Origin of the sequence: Pseudomonas palleroniana (assembly GCF_022836895.1) — a bacterium.
Classification (GTDB): domain Bacteria; phylum Pseudomonadota; class Gammaproteobacteria; order Pseudomonadales; family Pseudomonadaceae; genus Aquipseudomonas; species Aquipseudomonas palleroniana.
In genome coordinates, this window is the sequence record NZ_CP092411.1 from 4,709,910 (window position 1) to 4,720,856 (window position 10,947).

The window sequence follows — 10,947 nt, forward strand, 5'->3', positions numbered from 1 at the left end:
ACATACATTGGCTGATCCTGCGCTATCGGGAGCCGGCCCCCTCTCACAAAAATCGAGTCAAGCCCAACTGTTGCGGAGCCTCTCCCCCTATGAAGCACAACGTCATCCTTGTGGTGCTCGACGGCCTGAACTACGAGGTTGCCCGACATGCCATGGGGCATCTGCAGGCCTATATCGGCGCAGGACGCGCAGCGCTTTACAAACTGGAATGTGAATTACCGTCGCTCTCGCGGCCGCTGTATGAGTGCATCCTCACCGGTGTTCCTCCGATCGACAGCGGCATCGTGCACAACAACGTTTCACGCCTGTCCAATCAACGCAGCATTTTCCATTACGCCACCGACGCCGGGCTGACCACTGCGGCGGCGGCTTACCATTGGGTCAGCGAGTTGTATAACCGCACGCCCTTCATTGCCTCCCGAGATCGCCACACCGACGACAAGGCGCTGGCAATCCAGCACGGGCATTTCTACTGGAATGACCACTACCCCGATTCCCACCTGTTTGCCGACGCAGAAAGCCTGCGCTGCAAGCACACACCGGACTTCCTGCTGGTGCACCCGATGAACATAGATGACGCCGGCCACAAGCATGGCCTCGACAGCGCGCAGTACCGCAACAGCGCACGCTCGGCCGACATCATCCTCGCCGACTACCTGCAGGGCTGGCTCGACGCCGACTGCCAGGTGCTGGTGACCGCCGACCACGGCATGAACAACGATCGCTCCCACAACGGCATGCTGCCGGAAGAACGGGAAGTGCCGCTGTTCGTACTGGGCTCGGCCTTCAACTTGAGTGCCACGGCAAGCCCCAAGCAAACCGAACTGTGCGGCACCGTCTGCGAACTGCTCGGTGTGCCCCACGACAAACCTGTCTGCCGGGAGCTGTTGAAGTGAACGCCATAACCCGTGGCAAATGGCTGGCGATCCTGTGCCTGGTGCCGTTTGCGCTGTTCTTCATCGTGTTTGAAATCGCCCCGCTGGTGTGGGTAATGATCAATAGCCTGCAATCGGAGGAGTTCGGCTGGGGCCTGGCCAACTTCACCAAGATCTTCAGTTCGAAGTTCTACCTGCAGGCTATCCAGTACAGCCTGGAGATCAGCTTCTACTCCAGCGTGTTCGGCATCATCATTTCGGTGCTCGGCAGCTATTCATTGCGCCGCGTGGACTCGCCCCTGCGCAACTTCGTGACGGCGTTCGCCAACATGACCAGCAACTTTGCCGGCGTGCCCCTGGCGTTCGCATTCATCATCCTGCTGGGCTTCAACGGCAGCATCACGATCATGCTCAAGCAGGCCGGGATCATTCAGGACTTCAACCTGTACTCCAAGACCGGCCTGATCATTCTCTACACCTACTTCCAGATTCCACTGGGCGTGCTGCTGCTCTACCCGGCCTTCGACGCATTGCGTGAAGACTGGCGCGAATCGGCTTCGCTGCTCGGCGCCAGCGGCTGGCAGTTCTGGCGGCATATCGGCCTGCCGGTGCTCACCCCGGCGCTGCTCGGCACATTCGTGATCCTGCTGGCCAATGCCCTCGGCGCCTATGCCACGGTGTACGCACTGACCACCGGCAACTTCAACGTGCTGCCGATTCGTATCGCGGCGATGGTCTCCGGCGACATCTCCCTGGACCCGAACATGGCCAGCGCCCTGGCCGTGGTACTGGTGGCGCTGATGACCGTCGTCACCGTGGTCCATCAACTGCTGCTCAAGAGGAGCTACCATGTCTCGCGCTGAAGCCGGCCCGGCCTCCCTCTACCATCGGGTCGTGGTGTACCTGCTGTTTGCGATTCTGGTGCTGCCTTTGGTAGGCACCTTTGTCTACTCCATCGCCAGCAGTTGGTCGGCGACGGTCCTGCCCGCCGGGTTTACCGTGAAATGGTACGTGCAACTGTGGAGCGACCCACGCTTCCTGGCGGCCTTCGGCCAGTCGTTGGTGGTGTGCGTGGGCGCGCTGATCCTGTCGGTGGTGCTGATTCTGCCGCTGCTGTTCGTGGTGCATTACCACTTCCCCAAGCTCGACGCCTTGATGAATATCCTGATCCTGCTGCCCTTCGCGGTGCCGCCGGTGGTGTCGTCGGTAGGTTTGCTGCAACTCTACGGCTCGGGGCCGCTGGCGATGGTGGGCACGCCGTGGATTCTGATCGGTTGCTACTTCACCGTGGCGTTGCCGTTCATGTATCGGGCAATCACCAACAACCTGCAGGCCATCAACCTGCGCGACCTGATGGACGCGTCCCAACTGCTCGGCGCCAGCACCTGGCAGGCGGCGATCCTGGTGGTGCTGCCGAACCTGCGCAAGGGTCTGATGGTCGCGCTGCTGCTGTCGTTCTCGTTCCTGTTCGGTGAGTTCGTGTTCGCCAACATCCTGGTGGGTACCCGCTACGAGACCCTGCAGGTGTACCTGAACAACATGCGCAACAGCAGCGGCCACTTCACCAGCGCCGTCGTCATTTCCTATTTCTTCTTTGTGCTGGTGCTGACCTGGGCCGCCAATATCTTGAACAAGGACAAAAGCCAATGAGCTTCGTCAGCGTCCAACATCTGCAAAAAGGCTACGCGGGCACCCCGGTGTTCAGCGACATCAACTGCGAGATCGCCAAGGGCGAGTTCGTCACCCTGCTCGGCCCGTCCGGTTGCGGCAAGTCGACCTTGCTGCGCTGCATCGCCGGGCTGACCTCGGTGGACAGTGGGAAAATCCTGCTGGACGGGCAGGACATCGTTCCGCTGAGCCCGCAGAAACGCAATATCGGCATGGTGTTCCAAAGCTATGCGCTGTTCCCCAACATGACCGTGGAGCAAAACGTCGCCTTCGGCTTGCGCATGCAAAAGGTCAACGCCGATGACAGCCACAAGCGCGTGCAGGAAGTGCTGCAACTGGTGGAGCTCAAGGATCTCGCCGGCCGCTACCCGCACCAGATGTCCGGCGGGCAATGCCAGCGCGTGGCTCTGGCGCGTTCCCTGGTGACCCGCCCGCGCCTGTTGCTGCTGGATGAGCCGCTGTCGGCACTGGATGCGCGGATTCGCAAGCACCTGCGCGAGCAGATACGCCAGATCCAGCGTGAACTGGGCCTGACCACGATCTTCGTGACCCATGACCAGGAAGAAGCGCTGACCATGTCCGACCGCATCTTCCTGATGAACCAAGGCAAGATCGTGCAAAGCGGCGACGCCGAAACCCTCTACACCGCGCCGGTGGACGTATTCGCCGCCGGTTTTATCGGCAACTACAACCTGCTCGACGCCGACAAGGCCAGCCAATTGCTGCAACGTCCGATCAGCGGGCGCATCGCGATTCGTCCCGAAGCCATCGAACTGAGCCGCAGCGGCGAGCTGGACGCATTGGTGCGCAGCCACAGCCTGCTGGGTAACGTGATTCGCTACCGCATCGAAGCGCGCGGCGTGGAATTGGTGGTGGACGTGCTCAACCGCTCGGCCGACGATCTGCACCCCGACGGGCAGCGCCTGGCACTTTCCATCGACCCCAGTGCGTTGTGTGAAGTAGCCTGATGCAACGATTGACTTGAGAGAGAGTGACGGATGGCATTGGTAATTTTTGATCTGGACGACACCTTGATCCACGGTGACTGCGCCACCCTGTGGAGCGAACAGATGGGCCGCCTGGGCTGGGTCGACCCTGAGTCGTTCATGCGCAAGAACAACGAACTGATGGACGCCTACAGCCAAGGCAAGCTGCGCATGGAAGACTTCATGGATTTCAGCCTGGAGCCCATGATCGGCCGCACGCCGGAAGAAATCGAGCATCTGGTGGAGCCGTGGGTTGAAGATGTGATCGAACCGCTGATCTACAGCGATGCCACCCAGACCATCGCCCGCCACCGTGCAAAGGGCGACCGGATCCTGGTGATTTCCGCGTCGGGCACCCACCTGGTGAAGCCGATTGCGGCACGCATCGGTATCGACGAAGTGCTGGGCATCGAACTGGACATCAAGCATGGCGTGTACAGCGGCCAGACCATCGGGGTACTGACATATCGCGAAGGCAAGATCACCCGTTTGCTGGAATGGCTGGAACAGGAAGGTGAGAAACTGGAGGGCGCGTACTTCTACTCGGATTCGCGCAATGACCTGCCGCTGTTGAGCAAAGTCGAGTTCCCACAGGTGGTGAACCCAGACCCGGTGCTGCGGGCCCATGCCGAACAGGCCGGCTGGCCGATCCATCATTGGGTCTGACACTGCCTCTGGAATTGTAATCCCAGTCAACATGTGGGAGGGGGCTTGCTCCCGATGGCGGGCATCAGATGAAACATTCTTCACTGAGACACCGCCATCGGGAGCAAGCCCCCTCCCACATGGCGGGTCGCACTCCAATTCCAACCCGGTTTTAGTCAAACCCGAGATAAAGGCTCAAAACTGTCGCGATTCAGACTCACAGAGGCGAACTTGACCTACGTTACAGGTAGGACTGGAATCCTCTAACCAATCCGTATGATCTCCAACGCCTTGCAATGCTTTCAGAGTGCCTCCATAGTGACTCCGGACTGAGCCCGTAGCAGTAGCGCCGGGCTTTTTGCATTATGCGACCGGACCATATGGAACCGGCTCCCTCAAAGACGGCCTAATATGCGTTATCAATTGCCCCCGCGTCGAATCAGCATGAAGCATTTGTTCCCCAGCACCGCCCTCGCTTTTTTCATTGGTCTCGGCTTCGCGTCGATGTCGACCAATACGTTCGCAGCCAACAGCTGGGACAACCTTCAGCCTGATCGCGATGAGGTGATTGCCAGCCTTAACGTCGTCGAGTTGCTCAAGCGCCATCACTACAGCAAGCCGCCCTTGGACGATGCTCGCTCGGTGATCATCTACGACAGCTACCTCAAGCTGCTGGACCCCTCGCGCAGCTACTTCCTGGCCAGCGATATCGCTGAGTTCGACAAGTGGAAGACGCAGTTCGACGACTTCCTCAAGAGCGGCGACCTGCAGCCCGGCTTTACCATCTACAAGCGCTACCTGGACCGCGTCAAAGCGCGTCTGGACTTCGCCTTGGCAGAGTTGAACAAAGGCGTCGACAAGCTCGACTTCACCCAGAAGGAAACCCTTCTGGTGGATCGCAAGGACGCGCCCTGGCTGACCAGCACCGCCGCCCTCGACGACCTGTGGCGCAAACGCGTCAAGGACGAAGTGCTGCGCTTGAAGATCGCCGGCAAAGAGCCCAAGGCCATTCAAGAACTGTTGACCAAGCGCTACAAGAATCAGCTGGCACGCCTGGACCAGACCCGCGCCGAAGATATCTTCCAGGCCTACATCAACACCTTTGCGATGTCCTACGACCCGCACACCAATTATCTGTCGCCGGATAACGCAGAAAACTTTGATATCAACATGAGTCTGTCGCTGGAAGGCATCGGTGCCGTCCTGCAAAGCGACAATGACCAGGTCAAGATCGTGCGTCTGGTGCCGGCGGGCCCGGCAGACAAGACCAAGCAAGTCGCTCCGGCCGACAAGATCATCGGCGTGGCCCAGGCCGACAAAGAGATGGTCGATGTGGTCGGCTGGCGCCTGGACGAAGTGGTGAAGCTGATCCGTGGGCCGAAAGGCAGCGTGGTGCGTCTGGAAGTGATTCCGCACACCAATGCACCGAACGACCAGACCAGCAAGATCGTGTCGATCACCCGCGAGGCGGTGAAGCTCGAAGACCAGGCGGTGCAGAAGAAAATCCTCAAGCTCAAGCAGGATGGCAAGGATTACAAGCTGGGTGTGATTGAAATCCCGGCCTTCTACCTCGACTTCAAAGCCTTCCGAGCCGGCGACCCGGACTACAAGAGCACCACCCGCGACGTTAAGAAAATCCTGACAGAACTGCAGAAAGAGAAAGTCGACGGCGTGGTCATCGACCTGCGCAACAACGGCGGCGGCTCTCTGCAGGAAGCGACCGAGCTGACCAGTCTGTTCATCGACAAAGGCCCGACCGTGTTGGTACGCAACGCCGATGGCCGTGTCGATGTGCTGGAAGACGAGAACCCGGGGGCCTTCTACAAAGGGCCGATGGCGTTGCTGGTCAACCGTCTTTCGGCCTCGGCTTCGGAGATTTTCGCCGGTGCCATGCAGGACTATCACCGTGCGCTGATCATCGGCGGCCAGACCTTCGGCAAGGGCACCGTGCAGACCATTCAACCGCTGAACCATGGCGAGCTCAAGCTGACGCTGGCCAAGTTCTACCGGGTTTCCGGGCAGAGCACCCAGCATCAGGGCGTGCTGCCGGATATCGACTTCCCGTCGATCATCGACACCAAGGAAATCGGCGAGAGCGCCCTGCCCGAAGCCATGCCGTGGGACACCATCCGCCCGGCCATCAAACCGGCGTCGGACCCGTTCAAACCGTACCTGGCGCAGTTGAAGGCCGACCATGACGCTCGCTCCGCCAAGGATGCCGAGTTCGTGTTCATCCGCGACAAACTGGCCCTGGCCAAGAAGCTGATGGAAGAAAAAACCGTCAGCCTCAATGAAGCGGACCGCCGTGCGCAGCACACCGACATCGAAAATCAGCAACTTGTGCTGGAAAACATCCGCCGCAAGGCCAAGGGCGAAGACCCGCTCAAGGAACTGAAGAAAGAAGATGAAGATGCGCTGCCGGCCGAGGCGGAAAAAACCAAGCCGGAAGACGACGCTTACCTGGCCGAGACCGGCCGGGTCCTGCTGGACTACCTCAAGCTCAGCAAACAGGTGGCCAAACAGTAAATGATGGCGATTTAATGTTGAACACTCTACGGAGTGTCATCATATAGACATCATTCTGTCGTGAAATGAAGGACCGCAGGCTCCATGCCTGCGGTCCTTTTTTTTCGATCGAGATCGCCATGACCATGACCGAACAGCTGAATGCATTGGGCTCTATTCTCGCTCATGGCAGTTTGCACAGCCTGTTCCAACCGATCATCTGCCTGTCCGAACGGCGTATCCTCGGCTATGAAGCCCTCAGCCGCGGCCCCTCCAACAGCCCGCTGCACTCCCCCGTCGCCCTGTTCTCGGTGGCCAGCCAAACGGGGCGACTCAGTGAGCTGGAAATGGCCTGCCGCGAAAGTGCGTGTCGACGCTTCAGCGAGCAGAAGCTGCCGGGCAAGCTGTTCCTGAATATCTCGCCGGAATCCCTGATGGAGACTGCGCACCAGCCAGGCCGTACCCTGCAACTGCTGCGCGATTTCGGCATTCCACCCAGCCAGGTGGTCATCGAGCTGACCGAACAGACACCCACCGACGATTTCGCACTCCTGCAAACCGCCCTGCACCATTACCGCGACATGGGCTTCGCCATTGCCCTGGATGACTTGGGCGCCGGGTATTCCAGCCTGCGCCTGTGGTCGGAACTGCGCCCGGATTACGTGAAGATCGACCGACACTTTATCGACGGTATTCACCAGGACGCACTCAAGCGCGAATTCGTCGGCTCTATCCTGCAAATCGCCAGGGCGTCCCATGCCCAGGTCATTGCCGAGGGCATCGAACTGCCTGGAGAACTCGCGGTATTGACGGAGATGGGCGTCGACCTGGTCCAGGGCTATCTGCTCTGCCGGCCCCAGGAACATCCGCCGCAAGAAGCGCACTTGATGCTGCCCAAGCAAGACAGTGCCAGCACCGCCCTCAGCGAAGAAGGCAGCGACCTCAGCGCCCTGCTCAACGAACAACCAGCGGTGGACCAAGACACCGCCACCGCCCAGGTACTGGAGTCGTTTCGCCGCCAGGCCAACCTGAACTCGCTGGCCGTGCTGGATCGACGTGGCCACCCGGTCGGCATTGTGCATCGACACTCGTTGTCCGATGCGCTGCTCAAGCCTTTCGCCACCGATCTGTTCGCGCGCAAGCCCATCAGCCGCTTGATGAGCGATGACTTTCTGGCTGTGGAGTTGAGCCAGTCGCTTCAGCAAGTCAGCCGCCTGTTGACCAGCCGCGCGCGGCAACGCATCGAAGAAGATTTCATCATCACCCTCAACGGGGATTACTTGGGCCTGGGCCGGGTGATCGATGTGCTCAAGCTGATCACCGAGCTGAAAATCCAGCAGGCACGCTACGCCAATCCGCTGACCCTGCTACCGGGCAACGTGCCCATCCAGCAGTGCCTGACGCGGTTGCTGCAGCAACAACGTGAGTCGGTGATTTGCTACGTGGATATCGACAGTTTCAAGCCGTTCAATGATATCTACGGCTACGGACGTGGCGATGAGGTACTGCTATGCCTGGCGCAATGCCTGAACGACCGGATCGACCCCAGCCGAGACTTCGTCGGGCATATTGGCGGTGATGATTTTTTGCTGGTGCTCGGCCCGCAGGATTGGCGCAAGCGGCTCAACCAGTTGCTGGATGATTTCCACACCCAATGCCGACGCTTCTATCGCGCCGAACACTTGGAGGCCGGCTGTTTCGTGGCGTTGAACCGCCAGGGTATACGTCAGGAGTTCGCGCTGCTGTCGCTGTCCATTGGCGTGGTGCATCTCTATCCACAGGCCTGTGGACAACTGGATGCCAGCCAGTTGGCGGAGCTGGCCTCCCAGGCCAAACACCATGCCAAGAATGTGGCCGGTTACAGCATCCATGTCATCGACAGCGTGGAGACGCTGCCCCAGGCGCTTTAAGCCTCGGCGGATTCCGGGTACTCGTATTCGAATACCCGCACCACTTCCGAGGCATGCCAGGAGGCAGCGGCCACGCCATCGGATGGCCCACTGAAGCGCCCCAGGCGCTCTACACACTCAAAGAAACCGGTACGTGGCAGGCGGCTGGCGCCCTGGCTGATAACCAGGGAACTGCGCAACGGCTGCTCGGCCTTGGCATCCAGCGCCGCCAGGTGTTCGAGAGCGGCAGCCAGGGTTTGCATGGCAGGGGTCGGAAACTGCAGGCGCTCCAGCAGCGCGCGGTAGGTCAGCAAATGGCGCTGGCGGCGCGCCTGGTCCAACTCGTTGAGTAATCCATCCCAGTGTTGACGACTGATACGTAGGCTCAAGATTCATCCCTCCAACCTGCAACGCCCAATTCCCAGGCCAGGCTGCGGCGGATAGCGGCATCCGGCTGGCGCTCACCACTTTCAATCAATCCAAGGTACGAGGGGCTGATCCCTACGGTGCGGGCCAGGGCTTCGATGGCCAGGCCCTTGCCTTCACGCAAGCCGCGCAGGTCGGCGAGAGGACGCAAAGCCTGATCAGGCGTGGCCTGGGTGGCAGAAGATGAAGTCGGTACGGGTTGTTGCTGGCCGGCAGCTTTAAGCAGCGCCTGGTACTGGTCCCATGGCAACACCGCGTATTCGGGTTCGCCATCGCGTGAAATGATCTGAATATCCATGACTGCCCCGTAGGATAACAACACTTACTAAGTAAGTTCTTTCCTTAGAAGTGTAATCCTAACAGCCACAAAGGTCGCAGGGGGATATGAGCACCGTCAGTTTTTTTGCGGGTTTTCCTCGGCCAGCAGCGCAGGCGTCGCCGGCAGGCGCTCAACCACCGCCAGCTTTTCGGGGCGCTGGGCGTCACGCCAGGCGCGAAAGGCGCTCAGTTCGCCGTCCAGGGTCTTCATGAGCCATGCCAGCACGGCGATGTCATCCAGCATACCGAATACGGGGATAAAATCCGGGATCGCGTCAATCGGGCTCAGAAAGTACATCAGCCCCGCCACCACCGAGATGAGTGCCTTTGGGCTGATGGCGCGGTATTCGCCACGCCAGTAAGCCAGGCAGAGGGCCTGTAGCAGCTTTAGATCATCCTTGAGCTTGCCCAGGCGATTGCCCTGGCTCGACCCCTTGGCCGCAACGGCAAACAGCAAGGTGGGCAAGCGGCCGCGGCCGAGCAGGCGCGCAGCCATGGGCAGGAAACGGGTGAAATTGAAGGGTGGTTTCATTCGTCACTCCAGTTCCAGACGACAGAAAAGGTTATCCACACAAATTGTGGATAACCTTGTGAACAGAGCCTTTTTTCATGGCTGAAACCCTCTGTTTACAAGGCTTTCAGTTAGATCGGGCGTTTTTTGCGCACATTAAAAAAACCCAAGATTTCATTGACTTGACGTTGATGTGCGGCTACCCATGCTTGAGTCTTAGTTCAGACTGCACGGCACAACGGACGTTCGATCAGATTCACTGCACGAACGGAGGGTTGGCGTTTCGCCAATATGCAGAAACAACAACGCCCCGTCAAAACGGGGCGTTGTGTGTTCAGGCGCCGATTACTTCTTGGCGGCTGGTGCAGCAGGTGCTTCAGGGGCGTCAGCCTTGGCCGGGTCCTTGATACCCAGCAGTTCCAGGTCGAATACCAGCACGGAGTTGGCTGGAATCGCCGGGCTCGGGCTTTGTGCGCCGTAGGCCAGGTCCGAAGGGATGTACAACTCGACCTTCTCACCCACGTGCATCAGTTGCAGGCCTTCGACCCAACCCGGGATCACGCCGCTGACCGGCAGGTCAATCGGGCTGCCGCGATCTACGGAGCTGTCGAAGGTGGTGCCATTGGTGAGCTTGCCGGTGTAGTGAACAGTCACTACGTCGGTCGGCTTGGGCTGAGCGCCGTCGGCCTTCTTCAGGATCTTGTACTGCAGACCGGAAGCGGTCGTGACCACACCTTCTTTCTTGCCGTTTTCTTCGAGGAATTTCTTGCCGGCAACTGCCGACTCTTCACTCATTTTGGTCATACGTTCTTCGGCACGTTTTTGCAGTGCGGCAAACGCTTCGACCAGCTCGTCATCTTTCAGCTTCTGTTCTTTCTTGCCGACGGCATCTTCGATACCTTGGGCTACCGCTTTGGAGTCCAGGTCATCCATGCCTTCTTGAGCAAGGCTTTTGCCCATGTTCAGGCCGATGCCGTAGGAAGCTTTCTGCGCCGGGGTTTTCAGCTCTACGCTGGTCTGCGAATCACAACCCGCAAGTACCAGGCTAACCAGGGCCACCGCCGCCGCCAACCGATGCTGTTTCATGCTATTTCCTTGTTCATGCGCCAAAAGGGCAATCGAAT

11 protein-coding genes are annotated in these 10,947 nt (G+C 59.4%); 7 read left to right on the forward strand and 4 right to left on the reverse strand.

The window, feature by feature from the left end; translation table 11 throughout:
- Nucleotides 1-89: 89 nt before the first annotated feature.
- From MJP36_RS20955 to MJP36_RS20985, 7 genes are all read left to right on the forward strand, one after another.
- Nucleotides 90-896 (forward strand): alkaline phosphatase family protein, encoded by an 807-nt coding sequence (locus MJP36_RS20955; protein ID WP_244383945.1) that lies wholly within the window; start codon nt 90-92, stop codon nt 894-896.
- Nucleotides 893-1,738, forward strand: coding sequence for an ABC transporter permease (locus MJP36_RS20960; RefSeq protein ID WP_060756972.1), 846 nt, complete (start codon nt 893-895; stop codon nt 1,736-1,738). Before MJP36_RS20955 ends, MJP36_RS20960 begins: the two co-directional genes overlap by 4 nt.
- Nucleotides 1,725-2,525 (forward strand): ABC transporter permease, encoded by an 801-nt coding sequence (locus tag MJP36_RS20965; RefSeq protein ID WP_060756971.1) that lies wholly within the window; start codon nt 1,725-1,727, stop codon nt 2,523-2,525. The genes MJP36_RS20960 and MJP36_RS20965 overlap by 14 nt, the downstream gene beginning before the upstream one ends.
- Nucleotides 2,522-3,511, forward strand: coding sequence for an ABC transporter ATP-binding protein (locus tag MJP36_RS20970; RefSeq protein ID WP_003172971.1), 990 nt, complete (start codon nt 2,522-2,524; stop codon nt 3,509-3,511). The genes MJP36_RS20965 and MJP36_RS20970 overlap by 4 nt, the downstream gene beginning before the upstream one ends.
- A gap of 30 nt (nt 3,512-3,541) precedes the next feature.
- Nucleotides 3,542-4,195 (forward strand): HAD family hydrolase, encoded by a 654-nt coding sequence (locus MJP36_RS20975; RefSeq protein ID WP_060756970.1) that lies wholly within the window; start codon nt 3,542-3,544, stop codon nt 4,193-4,195.
- A gap of 423 nt (nt 4,196-4,618) precedes the next feature.
- The gene (locus tag MJP36_RS20980) at nt 4,619-6,700 is read left to right on the forward strand and encodes a carboxy terminal-processing peptidase (RefSeq protein WP_232966038.1); all 2,082 of its coding nucleotides are present in this window, start codon (nt 4,619-4,621) and stop codon (nt 6,698-6,700) included.
- A gap of 119 nt (nt 6,701-6,819) precedes the next feature.
- A complete protein-coding gene (locus tag MJP36_RS20985) occupies nt 6,820-8,589 on the forward strand; it encodes a bifunctional diguanylate cyclase/phosphodiesterase (protein WP_060756999.1) in 1,770 nt (589 codons plus the stop codon).
- Here MJP36_RS20985 and MJP36_RS20990 read toward each other — a convergent pair.
- The 4 genes from MJP36_RS20990 to bamJ all read right to left on the reverse strand — a co-directional run bounded on the left by MJP36_RS20990 (nt 8,586) and on the right by bamJ (nt 10,909).
- Entirely contained in the window at nt 8,586-8,957 is a 372-nt protein-coding gene (locus MJP36_RS20990; RefSeq protein WP_005786715.1) for a hypothetical protein, read from the reverse strand. The two genes, MJP36_RS20985 and MJP36_RS20990, sit on opposite strands and share 4 nt — an antisense overlap.
- Complete coding sequence (locus tag MJP36_RS20995; RefSeq protein ID WP_161550349.1) at nt 8,954-9,292, reverse strand: helix-turn-helix domain-containing protein; 339 nt, start codon at nt 9,290-9,292, stop codon at nt 8,954-8,956. The genes MJP36_RS20990 and MJP36_RS20995 overlap by 4 nt, the downstream gene beginning before the upstream one ends.
- A gap of 96 nt (nt 9,293-9,388) precedes the next feature.
- Nucleotides 9,389-9,844, reverse strand: coding sequence for a YkvA family protein (locus MJP36_RS21000; RefSeq protein WP_060756967.1), 456 nt, complete (start codon nt 9,842-9,844; stop codon nt 9,389-9,391).
- A 324-nt stretch (nt 9,845-10,168) separates the two neighbouring features.
- Nucleotides 10,169-10,909: a BamJ family beta-barrel-assembly machinery protein gene (gene bamJ, locus MJP36_RS21005; RefSeq protein WP_060756966.1), complete on the reverse strand. Its 741-nt coding sequence runs from the start codon at nt 10,907-10,909 to the stop codon at nt 10,169-10,171.
- Nucleotides 10,910-10,947 lie beyond the last annotated feature (38 nt).